Here is a 22,286-nt window from a genome sequence, read left to right on the forward strand (position 1 = left end):
CTACAGGCCGGGTACAACCCCTCGGAGCAGCGCGTATCCGACGAAGGAGACCACGTCGAGCAGGGTGTGTGCGAGGACCAGCGCCCACAGCCGGTTCGTGCGCTGCCACACCCGGCCGAACACCAGCCCCATGACGATGTTGCCGAGGAACCCGCCGAAGCCCTGGTACAGGTGGTACGAGCCGCGCAGCACGGCCGCGGCCAGCAGCGAGCGGTTCTCGCCCCAGCCGAAGCGGCGCAGCCGGGTGATCAGGTAGCCGACGACCAGCACCTCCTCGGCCCAGGCGTTGCCGAAGGCGGAGAGCACGAGCACCGGGACGCGCCACCAGGTGTCGCCCAGGGCCGAGGGCACCACGGTGAGGTTCACGCCCAGCGCCCTGGTCAGGAAGTAGAAGGCCAGGCCGGGAATGCCGATCAGCGCGGCCAGTCCCAGCCCGCCGAGCAGGTCGCGACCGGGGCGCGTGCGGTCCAGCCCGATCTTGGCCAGCCCGATGCCCGCCCGCCACAGCAGGTACGCGCCGAGCGCGCCCCAGGCCAGCAGTTGCAGCACGCTGGCCAGTTGGGCGAGCAGGTCCAGCAGGCTGATCGTGGACTGCTGCACGTTCAGCGCCACGCTCTGCTGGTTCAGCGGTTTGGGCTGCAACAGCGAGTTCAGCAGCGAGAGCAGGCTGCGCAACCCGGAAAGGCCGAGCGTCATGCTGAAGACGATCAGCAGTTCCAGGGTGTAGCCACGGCGCTGAACCGGGTCGGTGACCAGGTCGTCGCTGACCCGCGCGGGGGCCAGCCAGCTGCGGAGGGTGCTCGCCACGCGGCGGACGCTACCCCGGTTCCCGTGTGTCAGCCGTAGTGGACCTGGGCCATGAACGGGCAGCCCAGCAGCCTGCGCAGCTCGGCGGCCAGTTCCTTGGGCGTGGTCACCGGGTGCGCGAAGGCGATCCGCACGTCGTGGTCGCCCTCCACGGCCTCCACCCGCAGGCGCAGCCCGAAGCGGTCCAGTCCCAGCGGCCGGACGTGCCCGCCGCGCAGGTGGTCCGGCAGGTGCCGGCACAGCAGTTCCACCACATCCCGGTGGGACAGTTCAAGGTGCCGCAGCCAGCCGTCCTCGTAGTGCGCGAACGGGTCCGGCTCGGCCTCGCTGAACTCGCTGGGCCGGATCGAGCTGGTGCCCTCGGCGTCGGCCACCACCATCGAGGCCGGGGTCAGCCGCAACACGGTCGCCCCGTGGCCCGCGTCCAGCAGCCTCGGGTCGGGGCGGCGCTCCACCACCTCCAGCACGGCGGCCCTGGCCTCCTCCCCGGTCAGTGCGCGCAGCCAGCCCGTGATCCAGAGCAGTCCGCGCACCGGCTCCCGCAGCGGCACCGGGGCCGCGTCGGTCAGCTCCAGCATCGCGGTCAGCTCCCCGCGCGGCGCCTGCCAGGTGGCCGAGACCAGGGGGTGGTCGTCGTCCAGCAGGAGGGTCGCCGAACCGTCCGCGTGCACGTGGTGCAGCAGCGGGCTGACCCGCTCCGCCTCGGCCTCGGCGCTGGAGCAGTGCCCCAGCTCGGGGCCGGGCGAGGGCACCAGGGCGGCCTTGCCGCCGCGGGCGGCGATCGTCCGCGCGCGCTCGGCCGAGTTCGGTGCCTGGGGCCGACGGGTGGCCTGGGTCATCACTCACCTCCTGAACTTAGGCGAGCCTAACCTGAGTGGGGCCTGCTGGAAACCCCACCTTCGTCAGGTCCCCCACCAGGAGGATGGACCGCGGCCGAGTTCTTCGCACCTGCTAGCGGCCCACCCCCATCCCGGCCTGCTCGGCCCAGGCCCCCACGTCCTCCCGGCGCAGCGCGGTGGCCAGCAGCTCGGGGAACCGGTCCGGGGTGCACGCGAAAGCCGGGGCACCCAGCGCGGACAGTTTCGCCGCGAGCTCGTGGTCGTAGGCTGGGGTCCCGCTGTCGGACAGCGCCAGCAGCACCACCACGGTCACCCCGCTGGCGACCAGTTCGCGCACCCGGCGCAGCAGTTCACCGGCCACCCCGCCCTCGAACAGGTCGCTGATCAGCACCACGACGGTGTCGGCGGGACGGCGGACCAGCGACTGCCCATAGGCCACCGCGCGGTTGATGTCGGTGCCGCCGCCGAGTTGGGTCGCGAACAGCACGTCCACCGGGTCGTCCAGGCTCTCGGTCAGGTCGACCACCTCGGTGTCGAACACCACCAGCCGGGTCTCCACCGCGCGGATCGAGGCCAGCACCGCGCCGAACACCGCCGAGTAGACCACCGACTCGGCCATCGAACCCGACTGGTCCACCAGCAGCACCACGTCGCGCAGCGAGGCCGTGCGGCTGCGCCGCTGCTGACCGCGCAGCCCGTCGACCACCAGCGTGCGCTGTGCGGGCTGGTAGTTCTTCAGGTTCGCCCGGATCGTGGCCGACCAGTCCACATCGGACAGTCGTGGCCTGCGGGTGCGCCGGGACCGGTCGATCGAGCCGTGCACCGCGGCCAGCACCCGGTCGGCCAGCCTGCGCTCGATCTCCGCCACCACCTTGCGCACCACCGCGCGGGCGGTCTCCCTGGTGCGCGCCGGGATCGCCCGCGAGAGCGAGACCAGGGTGCTCACCAGGTGCACGTCCGGTTCCACCGAGGCCAGCAACTCGGGCTCCAGCAACAACTTGTTCAGCCCGAGCCGGTCGACGGCGTCGCGCTGCATCACCTGCACCACGGAGGTCGGGAAGTAGTCGCGCACGTCCCCGAGCCAGCGGTGCAGCACCGGGGCGCTGCCCGCCAGGTTGGCGCCCCGCTTGCCGTCCCCGCCCTCGCCGCCGCCGTAGAGCGCGGTCAGCGCCGAGTCCCTGCGCTGGTCGTCCGCACCCAGCCCGCCCAGCTGCCCGGCCGCCCCGCCGAGCAGCAACCGCCAGCGCCGCAACCGCTCCTGCTCGTCCGTCATCGGCCAGCCCCCTCCAGCAGTCCCCGCACGTGCGCGCTCAGCCGCTGCGCCCTCGGCTCGTCCCACGCGCCGTCCCCGGCCGAGGTGCCGCCGCCCCCGGTGGCCACCCGCTCGCCCAGCGTGCGCCGCTCGGCCGCGCTGAAATCGCCGACCGCCTTGCGCAGCAACGGGACCGCGTCCGCGAACGCCTCCGCCGACAGGCCGGTCAGCCAGCCGTCGATCAGGTCGAACAGCCTCGGATCGGCGGCCAGCAGCGCCGCGGACCCGCGCAGGAACCCCGTGACGAACATGGTCGCCCCGCCGGCGGTGGACACCACGCGGTGCAGACGTGCCGCCACCCGGTCGGTGTCCAGATCGCCCGCCTCCCACAGCAGGCGGGTGGCCCGCCCCGCTGGCAGGCCGTGCGCCTCGTCCAGGCCGACCAGCTTCAGCAAGGCGTTGCGCCACAGGGACTTGTGCTCCTCGTCGGCGGCCAGCCCGGCCGCCTCCTGCGCCGCGTCCAGCGCCGTGACGAGGTGTTCGGCCGTCTCGTCGTCCACGCCCCGACAGGCCAGCGGCAGGCCCACGGCGCCGCGGGCCAGCAGGCCGTGCAGGGCGAGCCGGAGCAGCTCGGGATCGGTACCCCGCACCGAGCCGTAGCGGACCGTGCCCGCCAGCGAGGGCAGTGCCGAGAGCAGTTCCACGGCGTCGGTGGCCGCCGCGGCGCAGCGGTCCAGCGCCCGGCGGGCGGCGGTCACGGCCGCGGGCAGCTCGCAGCCCACGGCGTACCAGAGCACGTCGGCGGCCTTCGCCACCTTCTCCACCGACCCGGCTCGCTGGTGCAGCACCAACTCGGTGGCCGCCGCCACCGTCGTGCCGTGCCGTGCCGCGGCGGCCACCGCGACCGCCATGCTCGGGTCCCACCTGACCCGCCACGCCTCGGCGAAGGTGCCCAGCCCACGTGTGCTGTCCGGCTCGCCCCACTGCACGTCCAGCACCCGCAGCCTGCGCAGCAGCTTGGACCGCTCGCGGTCGGTGTCCTTGCGCAGGTCCAGCCGCAGCTGCCGTTCGGTGGCGCTGGCGGGCAGCCGGAGCCGCCGCTGCAACCGCTCCAGGTCGGCGGCCAGCGGGGAGCGCGGCACGCCCGCACCGACCTCGCCCAGTTCCTCACCGATCACGAGTTGTTGGTGCACCAGGCGCAGCGGGGTGTCCTCGCCGCCGCACAGCACCGCGAGCGCCGCCTCGCTCACCTCGGCCAGCCCCGGGGACGGCCGCCCGCGCAGTGCCGCCAGCGCGTCGGCCAGCCGGACCGCCTCGACCGCGCTCGCCGTGGACGCGGGCAGATCCTCCGCGCGCAGCACCTGGCAGGCGCGGGCGAACCAGCGTGGCACGGCGTCACCGGCCTCGGCGCGCTCCCACAGGTGCGCGTACCAGCCCGGTGCGGCGATGCCCGCCCCGTAGCCACCGGCAGCGGCCAGCCTGCCGTGGCTCCAGGGCACCCACGTGCCCGACACCTTCTTGCGGGGTAGCCCGCGCAGCAGCGCGTTGTCCGCGGACACCGTGGGCAGCTCGCGCAGCGCGGGCGCGTGCCAGGCCCCGCAGACCACCGCGATCGGCCCGGTGACCTCCTTGAGCCCCTGGCGGATCACCTGCCGCATCTGGGCTTCCCTGCGCAGGGTGCGCGGCCCCACGTGGTCCTCGAACTCCTCGCGCAGCGCGGTCATCGCCTCGGTGACGGCCGTGGCCAGTGCCAGCGGGTCACCGGCCCCGCTGTGCTCGACCACGTCCTCCCACCAGCGCTCCGGGTCGTCGAACCCGGCCGCCTCGGCCAGCACGCCGAGCGGGTCCACACTCACCGGGTCCGGCTCGTCCTCGGCGCCCAGCGTGGCCGCGGCGGGCAGGTCGGCGAAGCGCAGCGGCACGCCGTTGTGGTGCGCCCAGCACATCGCCTGCCACTCGGGGGAGAAGCGGGCGAAGGGCCAGAACGCGGCCGTGGACGGCTCCGCCTCGTCGTGCATCAGCAGCGCGACCGGGGGCACGAGCTCGCCTACGTGCTCGACCAGCCCGTCAGCCTCGGGCGGCCCCTCCACCAGCACGAGCTCGGGCCGCAGCGTCTCCAGCGCGGCGAGCACCATCCGCGCGGAACCCGGCCCGTGGTGGCGGATTCCGAGCAGGCTGACCCGCTCGGGCAGTGCGGGCATCAGGCGTACCCGCTGGTGTCCAGGTCGTGGCAGGCCCGGTACAGGTCACGCCACTCCGGCCGCTCCTTGACCACGGCCTCCAGGTACTCCTGCCAGGCCGCGGTGTCCGAGACCCGGTCCTTGACCACGGCGCCGAGCAGCCCGGCGGCCAGCTCGTCGGCACCGATGTTGCCGTCCCCGAAGTGCGCGGCCAGGGACATGCCGCTGGTCACCACCGAGATGGCCTCCGCGGTGGACAGGCTGCCGCTGGGCTTCTTCAGCTGAGTGCGACCGTCCACAGTGGACCCGTTGCGCAGCTCGCGGAACACCCGCACCACGCGGCGCACCTCGTCCAGGGCGGGCGGGGCGGCGGGCAGTTCCAGCGCGCGGCCCAGTTGCGCGGCACGGGTGCTGACGATCTCCACCTCGTCGTCCTCGCTGGCCGGTGGCGGCAGCACCACGGTGTTGAACCGGCGGGCCAGCGCCGAGGACATCTGGTTGACCCCGCGGTCCCGGTCGTTCGCGGTGCCGATGACCGTGAAGCCCGGCACCGCCTGCACGTGCAGGTTCAGCTCCGGCACCGGCAGCGCCTTCTCGGACAGCACGGTGATCAGCGAGTCCTGCACCTCGGCGGGCATCCGGGTCAGCTCCTCGACCCTGGCCACCGCCCCGGTCCGCATCGCGCGCAGCACCGGCCCTGGCACCAGCGCCGCCTCGCTCGGCCCCTCGGCGATCAGCCGCGCGTAGTTCCAGCCGTAGCGCACGGCCTCCTCGCTGGTGCCCGCCGTGCCCTGCACGATCAGCGTGGAGTCCCCGCTGATCGCGGCCGCCAGGTGCTCGGAAAGCCAGGACTTGGCGGTGCCCGGCACACCCACCAGCAGCAGCGCCCGGTCGGTGGCCAGCGTCGCCACCGCCACCTCCACGATGCGCCGGTCGCCCACGTACTTGGGCACGATCTCGGTGCCGTCGGACAGCGTGCCGCCCAGCACGTAGCGCACGACCGCCTGCGGGGACAGCCGCCAGCGCGGCGGCCTCGGCCGGTCGTCGACCGCGGCGAGCGCGGCCAGCTCGCCTGCGTACTGCTGCTCCGCCGAGGGGCGCAGCACGGGTTCCGAGGTCACCGCCGCACCTCGCTTGCGCTCGGCGCAGCGCCGCCCCCGCGGCCTGTGCTCGATGGTTCGTTCGCAAGCTCACTCACGGGAGTTCCTTCCGGTCGTTCTCGAACGCGTCGCGCAGTTCCACGCGCAGCCGCAGCACTGCTTGTTCGTTGGTGTGTTCCGGCCACCGCTGGGCGATGCGCGGCCAGTGCTCATCGAGCACCCCGACATCGCCCCTGGTGAGCAGCACCGGGGGTGGGCGGCCGGTGCGCCAGCCCGGGGTCACGGCGTTGCCGAACCGGTCCAGCAGCACGGCGGTGATGTCCGGAGGCCAGGGCCCCGGCAGCTGCGAGCAGCCGTGGTCGAGCATGTCGTACTTCCAGCCGCCCGAGACCGCCACCAGCACCTCCGCCGCGGTCCGCCCCGGCAGCGCGTCGATGGCGTCCAGCATGGCCATGCCGGTCAGCACCTGACTGGCCGCCACCGCCCAAGGCACCGGGTCCGCCGCCAGCGGCAGCGCCTCGGCGATTCCTTGCAGCAAGGCCTTGGCCCAGTGTCCGGTCAGCACCTGCTCCACGTCCCAGAACTCCGGCGACACACTGGCCGCCGCGCCGCGCAGCCTGCCCGCGAGGCCGCTCTCCGTGCTGCCGTCCCGGATCAGGTCCCGCAGCTCGGCCTCGTCCGGCTCGGTGTCGTACCGGCCACCGGGCAGCACCTCGGCGCAGGGCAGCCCCTCGCGCAGCCGGTCGGCGGCCCGCTGGGACAGGGCCGAGCCGGGCAGTCGGCGCAGCAGCCGCACCGCCACGTCGTGCACCCCGGCCGCGCGGTCGTCCAGCGCGGCCTCCAGCAGCGGCTCGTCCGCCGCGCCGAGGCCGACCTCCAGCGCGTTGACGAGCAGTTGGCGGTCCGAGGCCCTGCGCTGCTCGGGCAACTGCTCGGCGACGAGCTCGCGCACCGCTGCCGGATCCTGCCTGCGGGCGGCCCGCAGCGCGGTCAGCCGGCGGCCCGGCGGCGCGTCCAGGTCCACCGGCTCGTGCTCGGTGCGGCCCCGCGCCCAACCCCAGTCGGCGGCCACCTCGGCGAGCCAGCGGCCACGCACGCCGAGCACCAGGTTGATCGCGGGCCGCAGGGTGGCCCGCGCCGCGCCCAGCGCCAGCAACTGGGGCAGGTGCGCGGGCGCGGCGACCACTCCGTGCCTGTTCGCGGTGGCGCACCACTCGGTGAGCAGCGCGTCGTCGTCCCAGCTGAGGATCTGCGCCAGCACCGATCGGGCCGCGGGACCGGTCGAGGGCTTGACCTCCGCGGGCGCGCTCGGGATCTCCGTGATCGGCTCACCGGGTACGGGCAGGCGGGCGCCGAACCGGGCGAGCCCGAGCGCGGCGACCTCGGCGAGCAACTCGTCCCGGCTGACCCCACTGCGCCGCGCGCCGACCAGCAGTTGCTGAACTGCTTGCTGCCACTGGGTTTCGATCGCACTCACGAGCCCACCTCGCTAGCGCCCTGCGCTCTCGCGACCGCTCCTGTGCCCAATAGTGAGCTCGCAAGCTCGCTCTCGGGCGCTCCTCGCTGTGCTCGTCGGCCTGAGAGCAGGCTCCCTGTGTTTATTGGTGAGCTCGCAAGCTCGCTCACAGCAACACCTCCGGTGCTCCGCCCGGCTCGGCCACGGCACAGAGCTGCAACGCCACTCCGTCCCACAGGCCCAGCGCGTCGAACGGGGCGCCGCCGCCCGCGGCCAGCGCGCGGGCCAGCGGCTGCCCCCAGGCCACGCGCAGCGGGTACGCCGACTCGTCGACCAGCACCAGCTGATCACCGGCCCTGGCGGCCCGCACCGGGCCGCAGCACAGCGGCACGAGCCGCTGCCACGGGTCCTCGACCAGCAGCGGCTCCACCTCGGCCAGCGCCGCGGACCACGTGCGGGGCAACGGGATCGGGCCCGCCGGGCCGGTACCGCTCACCTCGCCGACGGCCACCCGTCTCGGCCGCCCGCCGGGGTACGGGTGCAACACGGCGGCCAGTTCCGCACCGGGGGTCAGCGCGGGCGCGGGCACCGCACCCCCGGCCGCGTGCTTCGCCACGACCACCCACTCGGCTCGTGCCCGCCCCCACGCCCACTGGCGCACCGTGCGCACCCGTCCGTCGTCGCTGTCGGCGCGCAGCAGCACCACCCAGTCGTCCGACCAGGACTCGCCCGCGCGCACCTCCTCCTCGGTGGTGGTGAAGCCGATCCGCGTGCGCACCACCTCGTCCTCCCCGGTGGCCAGCACGGCCAGCAGGTGCAACCGTCCGATGTGGTCGGCGGCCTCCTCGTACCAGCGGGGGCGCTTCGCCGCGACCACCGAGCGCAACTCGGCGGTGGCCGCCGCCACGCCGGGCGCCTGCGCGTCGATCATCCGGGCGAAGATGCCCTGCCACCACTGGGTTTCCTTGCCAGGCAGGGCGGCGAGCCCGCCATCGGCGAGGTCGGCCAGCCAGTCGTGCAGCCCGGAGATGCCCGCCCGCACGGCCTGTTCCCTGCGTTCGGTGGGCTTGGCCGGGCGCCGCGCCGCCTCGGTCTGCCTGGCCCGTCGACCGGTCAGCCACTGCTCCACCCACTCCGGCCGCGCCGCCTCGGGCAGCACCTCCCGGGCGTGCAGCAGTTGCAGCGCGACCGCGTGCTTGCACGGGAACTTCCTTGACGGGCAGGAACAACGCGTGGCCCGGTCCAGCAGGTCCACGCACACCAGGTACGGGTTCTTACCGCTGCCCGCGCACTCGCCCCACAGCGCGCCCTCGGCCCGGCCCGCCCCGTGCCAGCTGGCAGGCACGGCGAGCTTGGTGGCACCGGTGGCCACCTGCCGGTCCGGCGCCAGCGCCAGCACCGCCTCCACGTCCATGGCACGGACGGTACGGGTCTGGTCTGACAGTCCGGTGTTCCCGCTGGTCACGGTCTGGCCTCGCGAGGTGCGCCGACCCGGTCGCCCTGGTAGGAATCCGCGGGTGGACCCGAGGGGGAGCGGCATGTCCGAGACGACCGAACAACCCGTGCTGGCGGCAGGCCCGGTGCCGGTGTGGCGCCCGCCCGCCGACCGCCCGGCCGGTCAGGACAACGCCGTGGCGGTGACGATGACCGCGCTGGCCAAGGCCCCGGCGCGCATGGTCCGCTCGATCCTGCTGCTCGCCGGGTCGGCGCTGGTGCTGGTGCTGGCCTCGCGCGGCATCAACCTGTTCTCCGGCCTGGTGCTGGCGATGGCCGCGCTCACGCTCGTCTCGTACGCGACCTTCCAGGCGCGGGTCGGCCAGTGGCTGCCCGCGATGCGGCGGCTGCTTAGCGGTGTGCCGGAGCGGGTCCGCGTGCGGGTCGTCGCGCACCAGGGCAACCAGACCGTGCTCGCCGTGCAGGACGGCGCCGTGCACCTGCGCGTCGGCCTGGTGACCTCGGGGCTGCGCCAGGTGATCCAGCGGGCCAACGAGGTGTGGCTGATCGGGCCGGACGCCAACGGTGACGCCGTGGTCTTCGCGGACGCCTTCCCGGTGCCGCTGCCCGCGAGGGTCGTACCCGCACCGACCGGGGCCACGGTGGACCCGCTGGACGCGGGCACCTCGATGCATCCCGCCGAGGACAAGCTCGCGGTGTGGGGAGCGCTTCGCGTGCGCGCGCGGGTGCGCAACTCGCTGCTGAGCGCGCTCGTGGTCGTACTGGTCGTGTTCGCGGCCTACGGGTTGGTCGGCGACCTGCTGCCGCCAGGCGCTGCTGTCGGCGCCGTGGTCGGCGTGGTGGTCGTCAGCCTCATGATGCTGGCGGGCAGTCGCCAGGTGCTGCGCCTGCCCACCCTGCTGCGCGCCGCGGACCAGTGGACCTCGTTCCCGGTCGTCGTGCAGTCCTGGCTGCCCAGGCAGGCCGGCGGGCCGTGCCGCCTGGTGGCGTACCTGCCGGACGGCACACAGGTGCCCGTGCTGCTGCCCCGTGCGACCGTGGACGTGGTCGCCAACATCAGTGCGACGGGCACCCTGTGGGTCGCGGGCACGCCGCAGCGCGGCAGGTTCTGCGCCGTCGGCGTGCCCGGTTACCCGATCATCGCGGTGGCCCGGGTCTGAGTCAGGACCAGTCCGGCCCGCGCCGAGCCCAGGACCAGGCGTACCTCGGGTCCTCGCACGCCTGAGCCGCCTCACCGAGCTCCAGCGGCCGGAAGGTGTCGACCATGACCGCCGTCTCGTCGAAGTAGTCCACGCCGAGCGAGGCCTCGACCGCACCCGGCTGCGGGCCGTGCGTGCAGCCCGAGGGGTGCAGGGACAGTGAGCCGAGGCCGATGCCCGAGCCCTTGCGCGCCTCGTAGTTGCCGCCCACGTAGAACAGCAGCTCGTCGGAGTCCACGTTGGCGTGGTTGTAGGGCACCGGCACGGACAGCGGGTGGTAGTCCACCTTGCGCGGCACGAAGGAGCAGACCACGAAGTTCGGGCCCTCGAAGGTCTGGTGCACGGGCGGCGGCTGGTGCACCCGGCCGGTGATCGGCTCGAAGTCGCGGATGTTGAACACCCACGGGTACAGGCAGCCGTCCCAGCCCACCACGTCGAACGGGTGGTTGGCGTAGGTGAACCGGGTCAGCCCGGCGCGGTGGCGCACCACCACGTCCACGTCCTCGCCGTCCACCAGCAGCGGGGAGACGGGGCCGCGGATGTCGCGCTCACAGTAGGGCGAGTGCTCCAGGAACTGGCCCTTGGCTGACAGGTACCGGCGCGGCGGACCGACGTGGCCTGTGGCCTCCAACACAAGCAGGCGCATCGGCTCGGCGCCTTCGGGGACCACCCGGTAGGTGCAAGAGGTCGGGATGACGACGTAGTCCCCGTCGCCCACGGTGAGCGCGCCGTAGATCGTCTCGATCGTCCCGGCGCCGGTCTGCACGTACAGCAGCTCGTCGCCCGCGGCGTTGCGGTACAGCGGGCTCGGCGTGTTCGCGGCCACGAAGCAGATCGTGACGTCCGCGTTGCCGAACAGGGTGCGCCGACCGGTCACCGCGTCGACCGCGCCGGCATCGGCCCAGGTCAGCTCCTGGGACCGGTAGTGGCGGGGCTTCAGCGGCAGGTTCGGTGTGGTTGCCCCGCGGTGGTCGGCAAGCGTTTGCGCGTCCACGATCGCGGTGGGTAGGTGCCGGTGGTAGAGCAGGGCCGAGTCGGAGGAGAAGCCCTCGACTCCCATCAGTTCCTCGGCGTACAGACCGCCCTCGGGGGTGCGGAACTGGGTGTGCCTCTTCGGTGGGATCTCACCCACCTGGCGGTAATGGGCCATCGCTCTCACAAACTCCCGCGAGGTGTCCGACTATCGGACATCTTTGTTCAGTTGCCGGTACACCGCTAGCGTGTCACCCGTGTCAAGCGCTGTAGAACTCCGTGCGCCCGGTCCACGCGGCACTCCGCCCCTGCTAGCGAGGCTCGTAGACGACGCGGCGCTGTTCCCCCCGGGCAACGCGACGATGGTCGACGCCGTCCGGGGGCACCTGGACGCGCGCACCGGCGAATACGCCGGCGTGCTGGGCCTGTTCCTGTGCCCGGCCTCCCGGCTACCCGAGCTCATCACCGAGCTGATCAAGGCCAAACCGGTCAAGCCGGTGGCCCTCTCACTGGTCATCGACACCGGTCTCGGCGGGGTGCCCAAGGCGGTGTCCATCGTCGAGTCCCGCGCCGAGCTGCTGTCGCTGCGCATGGTCGAGATGCCCGCTCCCTCCGACGTCGACGAGGTGTGGCTCGAGCGCGTCTCGGAGTTCGTGCCGGAGGACGTCATCCGCGTGGTCGAGCCGCGCAGGGGTGGCGCCGAGTGGCTGGACGGGGTCGGCCGGGTCATCGAGCACGGCAGCTGGCCCAAGATCCGCTGCGGTGGGCTCAGCCAGGAGGCCTTCCCGAGCGTCGACCAGGTGGCCGACTTCCTGTCCGTGGTCGCCAGCGGCGGGGTGTCCTTCAAGGCCACGGCCGGGCTGCACAACGCGGTCCGCCACACCGACGAGGAGACCGGGTTCACCCACCACGGCTTCCTCAACCTGCTGGTGGCCACGGCCCGCGCGCTGTCGGGCAAGGACGTGCGCGCCGCGCTGTCCGAGACCGACGGTGAGGCGCTGGCCGAAGAGGCCAAGGCGCTGTCCGATCCCGCCGCGCACGCGGTGCGGGGCGTGTTCGCCTCCTACGGGTCCTGCTCGCTCGGCGAACCGGTCGCCGACCTGGAGAAGCTGGGGCTGCTATGACGTGGATCGAGGACCCGGCGTTCGCCTCGGACCGGCCCTTCGGTCCGCAGACGCTGCCCTACGGCGTCACCGGTGACGGCGTCGCGGTGCGGGTGGGCGACCACGCGCTGCCGCTGCGGCCGATCGCGAACTCGTTCAGCGAGCGGCTCACCGACCTGGTCTCCGCCGACACGCTCGACCCGCTGCTGGCCGCGGGCCGCCCGGCGTGGAGCGAGCTGCGGGCCCGGTTGACCGAGCTGGTCAACGACACGGTCGCCCCGCGCGGCGGCACGCTGGTCCCGCTGGCCGAGGTGAGCAACCGGCTGCCGTTCACGGTCGCCGACTACGTGGACTTCTACTGCTCGCGGCACCACGCGGAGAACGTGGGGCGGATCTTCCGGCCCAATGACGCGCCGCTGCTGCCGAACTGGACGCACCTGCCGGTCGGCTACCACGGCAGGGCGGGCACGGTCGTGGTGTCGGGCACCGACGTGGTGCGCCCCAAGGGCCAGCGCAAGGGTGAGCACGGGCCGGTCTTCGGACCGAGCGTGCGCCTGGACATCGAGGCCGAGGTGGGCTTCGTCTGCGGTGGGCCGGTCGCCAGCCAGGTGCCCACCTCCGCCGCCGCCGAGCACGTGTTCGGCGTGGTGCTGGTCAACGACTGGTCCGCCCGCGACATCCAGGCGTGGGAGTACCAGCCGCTCGGGCCGTTCCTGGGCAAGTCCTTCGCGACCTCGGTCGGCGCGTGGATCACCCCGCTGGAGGCGCTGGCCCTGGCCCGCGTCGAGCCGCCCGCGCTGCCCAACGAGGTGCTGCCTTACCTGGTCGAGGACCAGCCGTGGGGCCTGGACCTGTCGATCGAGGTGAGCTGGAACGACACCGTGGTGTCCGAGCCGCCGTTCGCGCAGATGTCCTGGACCTTCGCCCAGCAGCTGGCGCACATGACGGTCAACGGGGCCACCGTGCGCCCCGGGGACTTCTTCGCCTCCGGCACCGTGTCCGGCCCGGAGAAGTGGCACCGCGGCTCGTTCCTGGAGCTGACCTGGTCCGGCAAGGAGCCGGTGACGCTCAAGGACGGCTCGCAGCGTTCCTTCCTGGAGGACGGGGACACCGTGGTGATCACCGCGACGGCGCCGGGCGAGGACGGCTCCGTGGTCGGCTTCGCCGAGGTGGCCGGCACCGTCCTGGCAGCCGACTAGCCGTGGCCGCGTCGGCGACGCGCGAGAGCTCGCTGACCCTGGAACGGGGTCTGGCGCTGCTGCAGGCCGTCGCCGACGCGGACACCGAGGCGCCGAGCATCAGCGACCTCGCCATGGCCATCGGGGCCTCCAGAGCGGCCGTCTACCGGCTGCTGGTGCCCCTACAGGCGCGCGGGCTCGTGCGCCGGGACGGCTCCAAGGTGCGGCTCGGTCTTGGTGTACTGCGGCTGGCTGAGAAGGTGCTGCCGCAGCTGCGTATCGCCGCCTCGCCCGCACTGCGCGAACTCGCCGAGAGGGTCGGCGCCACCGCGCACCTGACCGTGGCCGAGGGCAACGAGGCGCAGGCCGTCGCCGTGGTCGAGCCCTCCTGGACGATCTACCACGTGGCCTACCGGGTGGGCACCCGGCACCCCGTGCACCGCGGCGCCGCGGGCAAGGCGCTCGCCCTGCCGCCCGGCAGTCCCGGCTGGGTCGACAGCACCGGTGAGTTGCAGCCAGGGGCCTACGGCGCGGCCGCCCCGGTGCGCGGTGTGCCCTCGCTGCGCGCCAGTGTCGGTGTGGTGTCGATGGAACCGCTCGACCTGGAGATCGTCGGCCCGCTGGTGGTGCACGCCGCGGGCCTGGTGACCGCGGCCTTGCGGTAACGACTACTGCATCCCCCGCCACTCCCAGGGGGGCGACCCCGCTTCCAGCCTACCGCCCGCCCCACCCCGTTGATCTTGCTGAAGATCCACATGTGGACAACTCGCCGCCTGTGCACAACCCGGCGGCCAGACCTCAGCCGAAGATCGTCTCCCAGGCCGCGATCAGCGCGAACACGCTGAACAGCACACCGGCGACCCGTTGCACAAGGTGCGGTTTCACCCGGTCGCGGATCTTGCGGCCGATCAGCACGGCGGCACCGGCCACCACGACCAGCGCCAGCCAGGAACCGATGCCGATCATCAGCGGGTCCCCGTAGTGCGCCGTCAGACCCGCGGTGGCCAGCTGGGACGCGTCGCCCCACTCGGCGGCGAACAGCACGCCGAACGAGGTCAGCGCGGAACGCCAGAACGGCACCGGTCCGTTGCCGGAGCGGGCGGCGTCCTGCTCGCCGTCCTCGACGCGGGCGAAGCCCTCGCGCAGCAGCATCACCGCGCCGATGCCGAACAGCAGGGCGACCACGCCGGTGACCAGGTTCGTCGGCAGCAGGGTCAGCAGGCTGCCAAAGGCGACCGCGACGACGCACTGCACCAGGAACGCCACGCACACACCCAGGAACACCGGCGCGGCGCGGTAGCGCGTGGTGAGCACGAGCGTGGCCACCAGCGTCTTGTCCGGCAGCTCCACGGCCAGCACGACGGCGAACGCCGTCAGCAGCATGAGCAAGGGTGAAGCCATGAGGTCCCGAGTCCTTCCCGTCCGGCCCGGACGGGGGGAGTGGCGGAACGCACGACCCCGACCGGGTATGCGTCTACCCGGCCGGAGGTCTCGTTCGCCCGCGCTGACGCGGGTGAGGCACCGGATCCCCGTGAGGATCAGTATGTCGATGCTCTCGCCAGACCGCTGTTTCCAGCGATCGTGGGAACTACTCCCCTCAGGCGCAATCATTGTAACCGGCTCATGGGTTCGCCGCCCACCGTGACCTCGGCCACCGGGACCTAGGTCCTCCGCGAACGGGACGCTCGCACCTGAGCGGAACCCGGTTCCCGCTGGCACAGTGATGTCGTGGACGTTCTTGATGTCGCCAGGTGGCAGTTCGGAATCACCACCGTCTATCACTTCCTGATGGTGCCGTTGACCATTGGGTTGTCCATTGTGGTCGCGATCATGCAGACCGCCTGGGTGGTCACCGGCAAGCGGCACTACCTGGCGATGACCAAGTTCTGGGGCAAGCTCATGCTGGTCAACTTCGCCATGGGCGTGGTGACCGGAATCGTCCAGGAGTTCCAGTTCGGCATGGCCTGGAGCTCCTACTCGAAGTTCGTCGGTGACGTTTTCGGCGCACCGCTGGCGATGGAGGGCCTCGTCGCCTTCATGGTCGAGTCCACGTTCCTCGGATTGTGGATCTTCGGCTGGGAACGGCTGCCGAAACGCGTGCACCTGGCCTGCATCTGGGCCGCCTCGTTGGCCTCGACCGTCTCGGCCTACTTCATCCTCTCGGCGAATTCCTGGATGCAGCACCCGGTCGGCATCGAGTTCGTGGACGGCAAGCCGAGGCTGAACTCGATCTGGGCACTGCTCACCAACAACACCGCGCTGGCCGCGTTCCCGCACACCGTCGCGGGCGGCTTCGCCGTCGCGGGCACCTTCCTGGTCGGCATCTCGGCCTGGCATCTGTGGCGCAAGCACCGCGACTCCAGCGCCGAGGACCCGGACCGCCGCGTCTGGTCCAGCTCGCTCAAGCTCGGCGCCTGGATCGGCATGATCTCCTTCGCCGCCGTCGCGCTGACCGGGGACGCGCAGGGCAAGCTCATGTTCGAGCAGCAGCCGATGAAGATGGCCGCGGCGGAAGCCCTGTGCCACACCGAGGCCCCGGCGAGCTTCTCCGTCTTCGCCTACGGGGACGTGTCCAGGCAGGACTGCGAGAACGTCAAGAGCATCACCGTGCCCGCGCTGCTGTCCTTCCTGGCGCACAACGACTTCTCCACCGAGGTCAAGGGCGTCGGCGACCTCATCCACCAGTACCAGGCCAAGTACGGCAGCAACTACCCGGTCGACCCGAAGCTGGGCGAGCTGTCCGGCAAGCCCATCGACTACGTGCCGGTGCTGCCGGTCACCTACTGGGGATTCCGGTTCATGATCGGGTTCGGCGGCATCGCCGCGGCCGCCGCCCTGCTCGCGCTCTGGCTGACCCGCCGGGGACGCATCCCACGGACCAAGTGGTTCCCACGCTTGGCACTGCTCTCCATCGCGACCCCCTTCCTGGCCAACAGCTTCGGCTGGATCTTCACCGAGATGGGCCGCCAGCCCTTCGTGGTGGTGCCCAACCCGTCCGGAGTGGACGGTGTCTGGATGTACACCGCGCAGGCCGTGTCCTCGGGGGTGTCGGTGGGGGAGATGCTCACCTCGCTGATCGCGCTGACCACCGTGTACGGGGTGCTCGCGGTCGTGGAGGTGTACCTGCTCGTGCGGTACGCCAGGGCCGGGGTCGCCGGTGTGATGCCGCCGCCGACCGACACCGAGAAGTCCGAAGACGTCCTGGCTTTCGCCTACTGAGGGAGGGGTGCACGTGGATCTGTCGACCATCTGGTTCTGCCTGATCGTCGTCCTGTGGTTGGGTTACCTCTTCCTGGAGGGCTTCGACTTCGGGGTCGGCATCCTGCTCGGCCTGCTCGCCCGCGACAACACCGAGCGACGAGTCATGGTCAACACCATCGGCCCGGTGTGGGACGGCAACGAGGTGTGGGTGCTCGTGGCCGTCGGCGCCACCTTCGCGGCATTCCCGCCCTGGTACGCCACGATGCTGTCCACCGCCTACCTGCCGGTGCTGCTCATCCTGCTGGCGCTGATCGGGCGCGGGGTCGCCTTCGAGTACCGCGGCAAGGTGGACAGTGCGCGCTGGCGTCGCCGCTGGGACGTGGTGATCCAGCTCGGTTCCTGGATCCCGCCGCTGGGCTGGGGCCTGGTGCTCACCGCGATGGCCACCGGCCTGCCGCTCACCAAGGACGGCGCGCTGTCCGGTGGCCCGCTCGCGCTGTTCACCCCGCTCGCCCTGCTCGGCGCGCTCGCGGTGGCCGGGTTCAGCATCCTGCACGGCTCGGTGTTCCTGGCGCTCAAGACGGAGGGCGAGATCCGCCAGCGGGCAGGCGGTTTCGCGCTGCGCATCGGCCCGCTGTGCCTGGTCCCCATTGCCGTGCTGCTGGTGCTGCTCCAGGTCCGGCAGGGCAGCGCCTGGACCCTGGTCCTCGCCGCGGTCGCGTTGCTGGCCGGGGTGCTGGCGCTGGTGCGCCTGCGCGCCGGGCGTGAAGGCCAGTCCTTCGCCCTGCTCGGCGTGTTGCTCGTGGGCGTGGTCGTGGTGCTGTTCGGCTCCGCCTTCCCCGCGGTCATCCCGTCCACACTGGACCCGGCGTACTCGCTGACCGTGGCCAACTCGGCCTCCAGCCCGTACACCCTGGGGGTGATGACCTGGGTCGCCGCCTTCGGCACCCCGGCCGTGCTGCTCTACCAGAGCTGGACCTACTGGGTGTTCCGGCGCCGCATCGGCACCAAGCACATCCCCGAGGTGCACGTTCCGTGACGACTTCTCCCGGGCGGCCTTCCCGCCAAGCTGACCGCCCGAGGAGAGGCCCGCTCGGCGCGCTACCGGGTCTGTCCCGGTCAGCGCGCCGAGCATTGGTCACCTGCGCCGTGCTCGCGGTGCTCACCGCCGCCGCCCTCGTCGCCCAGGCTTGGGCCCTGGCCACGCTGCTTGCCTCGGTCGCCGCAGGGCACACCGACCAGGTGGGCGGACCGCTGGCCCTCGCCGCTGCCGCGGTGCTCGCCAGGGCGGTGCTGAGCTGGGCCACCGAGACCGCCGCCGCCCGCGCCGCGGCCGGGGCCAAGGAGGAACTGCGCGCGAGGGCGCTCGACCGCGCGTTGGACCTCGGCCCGGAGTGGATCGTCGAGCGCGGGTCGGCCGAGCTCACCGTGTTGTCCACCAAGGGCTTGGACGCCCTGGACGCCTACTTCACCAAGTACCTGCCCGCGCTGGTCACCGCCGCCGTGGTGCCCGCGCTGGTCGGCGCCTGCATCCTGGTCGCCGACCCGACCTCGGCCCTGCTGATCGCCCTCACCGTACCGCTGATCCCGCTGTTCGCCGCGCTGATCGGCAAGTTCACCGAGCACCGCGCCGCACGGGCCGCCGACGCCACCGCCCGGCTCTCCGGCTACCTGCTGGAACTGGTCCGCGCCCTGCCAGTGCTCACCGCGTTCCGCCGTGCCCCCGCACAGGCCGAGGCGGTGCGCAAGGTCGGCGAGCAACACCGCAAGGCCACCGGCGCGACCCTGCGGGTGGCCTTCCTGTCCGCCTTCGCGCTGGAGACCGTGGCCACCCTGTCCGTGGCGCTGGTGGCCGTGGACATCGGCCTGCGGCTGGTCGCGGGCAGCCTCGGCCTGGCCACCGGCCTGCTGGTGCTGATCCTCGCGCCGGAGTGCTACCTGCCGCTGCGTGCCGCGGGCGCCGCGTTCCACGCCAGCGAGGACGGGGTCGAGGCGGTCCGCAGGGTGGCCGAGATCGGCACGCGGGACCACGAGGGCACCGCGGAGGCCGGTACCGGCGCGATCGTCGTGCGCGGGCTCGGCGTCCGGCGCAGGGACCGGCTCGCGCCCGAGGACCTGTCGTTCACGCTGCGGCCAGGCCAGATCCACCGGCTCGACTCGCCGAGCGGGGCGGGCAAGTCCACGACACTGGCCGTGCTGCTCGGTTTCGTGCGCCCGGACGCGGGCCAGGTGACCGTTGACGGGGTCGACCTGTCCACAGTGGATTTGTCGACATGGCGCCGACAGCTCGCCTGGGTGCCGCAGCGGCCCGTCTTCAGCGCCGACACGGTGCGCGCCGAACTCGACCTCATCGGCGGCGACATCCTCGGTGCCGCAAGCAGAGTCAGCGCCGAACACCTGGTGGACCGGCCACTGGCAGAGCTGTCCACGGGCGAGCGGCAACGAGTCGCCCTCGTGCGAGCACTGCTCAGGATCGAGCAGGGCGCGCGCTGGCTGCTGCTGGACGAGCCGACGGCCCACCTCGATCCGGCCACCGCGGCACGGGTCATGTCGGTGATCACCGAGGTCGCCGCGAGCGGGGTGGGCGTGCTGCTGGCCACGCACCGGATCGCCGACCAGGACCAGCCCGCGCCGCCCACCGCGCCGGTGCTCGCCGCGAGCAGGCCGAGCACCGACCAGGTCCGCGCCCGCGTGCGTGACCTGGTCAGCTGGCGCCTGCTGGCCGGGGCCGCACTCGGTGTCGCCGCCGTGGGCTGCGGCATCGCGCTCACCGCCACGGCGGCCTGGCTGATCGCGAGGGCCGCCCAGCAGCCGCCGATCCTGACCCTGTCGGTGGCCATCGTCGCCGTGCGGACCTTCGGGCTCGGCAAGGGTGTGCTGCGCTACGTGGAACGGCTCGTGACGCACGACGCCGCGTTCCGGCTGGGCGGCGAGCTGCGGGTGCGGCTCTGGCAGGCGGTGGTCCGGCTCGGGCCCGCGCGCACCACAGCGCTGCGCCGCACCGACGGGGTGCAGCGGCTGGTGGACGACACCGACGCCGTGCGCGACCTGGTGCCACGCGTGCTGATCCCACCGCTGGTCGGCGGCCTGGTGGCGATCGGTGCGGTCGTACTGGAGTCGGCGGTGCTGCCCGCCGCGGGGCTGGCGCTGGGCATCGGCCTGCTGGTGGCGGGCGTGGCCGGTCCGGCGGTGGCGCTGCTCGTCGAGCGCAGGGCCAGCACCGCCTTGGCCGCTGGGCGCCGTGACGTGGCCGCCAAGGTGCTCGTGCTGTTCGACGCCGCAGCCGACCTGATCGCCTACGGCACGCACCGCCTGCGCCGCAGCGAACTCGCCGCCGCCGACAGCGCGCTCGCGGCCACCGCACGCCGTCAGGCGTTCGGCGCGGGCGCGGCCGGTGCGGTGGTGACGGCCGCCATCGGTGCGGCCACCGTGGCCTGCGCATGGCTCGCGGCGAGTGCCGTCGCCGCAGGGCAACTCGACCCGGTGCTGGCGCCCCTGGTGGTGCTGGTGCCGTTGGCGGCCGCCGAGGCGGTTGCCGGACTCCCCGTGGCAGCCCAGCAGTGGGGTGCACTCAGGTCCGCCCATCAGCGGGTCACTGAGCTGCTCGGGGACCGCCCGGAACGGGACCGTCCCGACATGGGACTTCGGGACGCTCCCGTTCCGGGCGAACACCTGCACCTGCACGAGGTGACCGCGCGCTGGCCCGGTGCCGGGGCCCCCGCGCTGACCGGGGTCACCCTGGGGCCGATCAGACCCGGCACGCACGTGGCCGTGGTCGGGCCGTCCGGCGCGGGCAAGTCCACGCTGCTGGCTCTGCTGCTGGGTTTCCTGCCTGCCGAACAGGGCGAGCTGCGACTGCCTGGTCGGGTGTCCTGGTGCCCGCAGGAGCCCCAGCTGGTGTCCACCACGATCCGCGAGAACCTGCGCCTGGGCGACCCGGCGGCCAGCGACCAAGCCCTGCGCGAGGCGCTGGTGGCCGCCGAGCTACCGGGCTGGGCGCACCGGCTGGACGTGGTGCTCGGCGCCGGGGGAGCGACCGTCTCCGGCGGTGAGGCCCAGCGGCTCGCGCTGGCCAGGGCGCTGCTGCGGGCCGAGCACGCGGACCTGGTGCTGCTGGACGAGCCCACCGCGCACCTGGACGAGCCGACAGCGCGTGTCCTGCTGGACCGCCTGCGTGATCGACTCGCGGGCCGTACCGTCGTACACGTCACACACCGACCCGAGGAGGCGGAGCTGGCCGATCTGGTGATCGAGGTGAGCCTTGGCACGATCCGGGTGCGCGAGCGAGAGGCGGCCTAACCTCGTATGCGCATCATGGACCCCACGCTTGCCGGCCGAACCCTCCAGGTCGCCACCGAGATCACCACGGCAGCGCTGTCCGGTGACGACCCGGACGCCGTGCTGCCGTTGGTCGTCCGGGGCGCGGCCGAGCTGGCCGCTGCCCATCTGTGCCTGGTGTCGGTGCGCGGGGAGGACGACCGGCTCACCGTGGAGGCCGCGCACGGCGGCACCAATCCGGTCGGCATCGTGCTCTCCGCGCGGTCCGCGGCTGCCAGGGTCGCCCGCAGCGGCATCCCGGTCGTGGTGGACGACCTGACCTCCAACCCGGTGACCGCCCCGTTCGTGCCCCCGCAACTGCGCATCTACGGGCCGTTCGCCGTGGTGCCCTTCGGCACGAGGGAGCGCAGGCTGGGCGCGCTCGCGGTGTACCGCAGGCGCGGGCACGTCCCGTTCACCGCCACCGACATCGAGATGCTCACGGCCTTCGCCGCACAGGCCGGGCTGGCGCTGGTGCTGGCCGAGGGCTGGACCGCCCGCCAGCGGCTGGCCGTGTACGAGGAGCGCGAACGCATCGCCCGCGACCTGCACGACGTGATCATCCAGCGGCTCTACGCCGCCGGGGTGCAGCTCGACCTGCTCGACCGCAGGCTCGCGGGCAAGCTCACCGACCAGGAGGCGCAGCGCCTGGCCGACGCCGTGGACCAGCTCGACCAGACCATCGCCGAGGTGCGTGGGCACGTGCGCGCCCTGCGCAGCGGCGACCCCTCCGACACGAGCACCGCCACCGACCTGCTGGAGTCCGCGCGGTCGGAGGTCAACACCGCGGGGGAGCTGCTGGGCTTCCAACCCGAGCTGCTCATCGAGGGCGACATGGTGGACGTCCCGGTGGCCGTGGCGGACAACGCGCGTGCCGCGCTGCGGGAGGCACTGTCCAACGTGGTGCGGCACTCCGGGGCCAGTGCCGTGACGGTGGAGTTGCAGCGCGGGGAGCACGGCCTGCGGCTGCGCGTGGTGGATGACGGCTGCGGCATCCCGCCGGACGTGACCCGGCGCGGCCTGCGTCACCTGGAGGAGCGGGCCACCTCGGTGGGCGGCCGGTGTGTGGTCGACTCCTCGGCCCGCAGCGGTACCACGGTCGTCTGGGAGGTACCAGTCGGTTGAGGCTGGTTGTGGACAGCTGGCGAGTTGTCCACATGTGGATCTTCAGCAAGATCAACGGGGTGGGGCGGGCGGTAGGCTGGAAGCGGGGTCGCCCCCCTGGGA

At 72.9% G+C, this 22,286-nt stretch carries 17 protein-coding genes; 8 read left to right on the forward strand and 9 right to left on the reverse strand.

The window, feature by feature from the left end:
• The 7 genes from KALB_RS00565 to KALB_RS00595 form a co-directional block, all read right to left on the reverse strand.
• Complete coding sequence (locus KALB_RS00565) at window positions 1–807, reverse strand: CPBP family intramembrane glutamic endopeptidase (RefSeq protein ID WP_025353779.1); 807 nt, start codon at window positions 805–807, stop codon at window positions 1–3.
• Window positions 808–836: 29 nt separating this feature from the next.
• Entirely contained in the window at window positions 837–1,646 is an 810-nt protein-coding gene (locus KALB_RS00570; RefSeq protein ID WP_025353780.1) for a DUF2470 domain-containing protein, read from the reverse strand.
• A gap of 112 nt (window positions 1,647–1,758) precedes the next feature.
• Window positions 1,759–2,919, reverse strand: a complete 1,161-nt coding sequence (locus tag KALB_RS00575) for a VWA domain-containing protein (RefSeq protein ID WP_025353781.1) — start codon at window positions 2,917–2,919, stop codon at window positions 1,759–1,761.
• Window positions 2,916–5,099: a DUF5682 family protein gene (locus KALB_RS00580; protein ID WP_025353782.1), complete on the reverse strand. Its 2,184-nt coding sequence runs from the start codon at window positions 5,097–5,099 to the stop codon at window positions 2,916–2,918. Before KALB_RS00580 ends, KALB_RS00575 begins: the two co-directional genes overlap by 4 nt.
• A complete protein-coding gene (locus tag KALB_RS00585; protein WP_025353783.1) occupies window positions 5,099–6,199 on the reverse strand; it encodes an ATP-binding protein in 1,101 nt (366 codons plus the stop codon). Before KALB_RS00585 ends, KALB_RS00580 begins: the two co-directional genes overlap by 1 nt.
• A gap of 73 nt (window positions 6,200–6,272) precedes the next feature.
• Window positions 6,273–7,655 (reverse strand): DUF5691 domain-containing protein, encoded by a 1,383-nt coding sequence (locus KALB_RS43530; protein ID WP_025353784.1) that lies wholly within the window; start codon window positions 7,653–7,655, stop codon window positions 6,273–6,275.
• A gap of 145 nt (window positions 7,656–7,800) precedes the next feature.
• On the reverse strand, window positions 7,801–9,048 hold the full coding sequence (locus KALB_RS00595) for an SWIM zinc finger family protein (protein ID WP_025353785.1): 1,248 nt from the start codon (window positions 9,046–9,048) through the stop codon (window positions 7,801–7,803).
• Window positions 9,049–9,172: 124 nt separating this feature from the next.
• Between KALB_RS00595 and KALB_RS00600 the strand changes: the two genes are divergently transcribed.
• Entirely contained in the window at window positions 9,173–10,249 is a 1,077-nt protein-coding gene (locus KALB_RS00600) for a hypothetical protein (protein WP_025353786.1), read from the forward strand.
• A gap of 1 nt (window position 10,250) precedes the next feature.
• On the opposite strand, the gene KALB_RS00605 is transcribed toward KALB_RS00600, so the two are convergent.
• On the reverse strand, window positions 10,251–11,438 hold the full coding sequence (locus KALB_RS00605) for a homogentisate 1,2-dioxygenase (protein ID WP_025353787.1): 1,188 nt from the start codon (window positions 11,436–11,438) through the stop codon (window positions 10,251–10,253).
• Window positions 11,439–11,517: 79 nt separating this feature from the next.
• On the opposite strand from KALB_RS00605, the gene KALB_RS00610 reads away from it, so the two are divergent.
• Genes KALB_RS00610 through KALB_RS00620 form a run of 3 tightly spaced genes read left to right on the forward strand, consistent with a single transcriptional unit; the run spans window position 11,518 to window position 14,206 of the window.
• Window positions 11,518–12,384, forward strand: a complete 867-nt coding sequence (locus tag KALB_RS00610) for a hypothetical protein (protein WP_081789138.1) — start codon at window positions 11,518–11,520, stop codon at window positions 12,382–12,384.
• Window positions 12,381–13,562: a fumarylacetoacetase gene (gene fahA, locus KALB_RS00615; RefSeq protein ID WP_025353789.1), complete on the forward strand. Its 1,182-nt coding sequence runs from the start codon at window positions 12,381–12,383 to the stop codon at window positions 13,560–13,562. The genes KALB_RS00610 and fahA overlap by 4 nt, the downstream gene beginning before the upstream one ends.
• A 2-nt stretch (window positions 13,563–13,564) precedes the next feature.
• Window positions 13,565–14,206, forward strand: a complete 642-nt coding sequence (locus tag KALB_RS00620) for an IclR family transcriptional regulator (RefSeq protein WP_025353790.1) — start codon at window positions 13,565–13,567, stop codon at window positions 14,204–14,206.
• Between the two features lie 133 nt (window positions 14,207–14,339).
• On the opposite strand, the gene KALB_RS00625 is transcribed toward KALB_RS00620, so the two are convergent.
• Entirely contained in the window at window positions 14,340–14,942 is a 603-nt protein-coding gene (locus KALB_RS00625; RefSeq protein WP_030109130.1) for a TMEM165/GDT1 family protein, read from the reverse strand.
• Between the two features lie 327 nt (window positions 14,943–15,269).
• On the opposite strand from KALB_RS00625, the gene KALB_RS00630 reads away from it, so the two are divergent.
• Genes KALB_RS00630 through KALB_RS00645 form a run of 4 tightly spaced genes read left to right on the forward strand, consistent with a single transcriptional unit; the run spans window position 15,270 to window position 22,184 of the window.
• Window positions 15,270–16,760 carry a cytochrome ubiquinol oxidase subunit I gene (locus KALB_RS00630; RefSeq protein ID WP_025353792.1) on the forward strand — a complete coding sequence of 497 codons (1,491 nt, stop codon included), beginning with the start codon at window positions 15,270–15,272 and terminating at the stop codon, window positions 16,758–16,760.
• A 13-nt stretch (window positions 16,761–16,773) separates the two neighbouring features.
• A complete protein-coding gene (gene cydB, locus KALB_RS00635; RefSeq protein WP_025353793.1) occupies window positions 16,774–17,781 on the forward strand; it encodes a cytochrome d ubiquinol oxidase subunit II in 1,008 nt (335 codons plus the stop codon).
• Window positions 17,778–21,041, forward strand: coding sequence for a thiol reductant ABC exporter subunit CydD (gene cydD, locus KALB_RS00640; RefSeq protein WP_042220068.1), 3,264 nt, complete (start codon window positions 17,778–17,780; stop codon window positions 21,039–21,041). The genes cydB and cydD overlap by 4 nt, the downstream gene beginning before the upstream one ends.
• Before the next feature lie 15 nt (window positions 21,042–21,056).
• Complete coding sequence (locus KALB_RS00645; RefSeq protein WP_025353795.1) at window positions 21,057–22,184, forward strand: GAF domain-containing sensor histidine kinase; 1,128 nt, start codon at window positions 21,057–21,059, stop codon at window positions 22,182–22,184.
• Window positions 22,185–22,286: the final 102 nt, after the last annotated feature.

This window comes from Kutzneria viridogrisea DSM 43870, assembly GCF_000525635.1.
In the GTDB taxonomy this organism is placed as follows: domain Bacteria; phylum Actinomycetota; class Actinomycetes; order Mycobacteriales; family Pseudonocardiaceae; genus Kutzneria; species Kutzneria viridogrisea.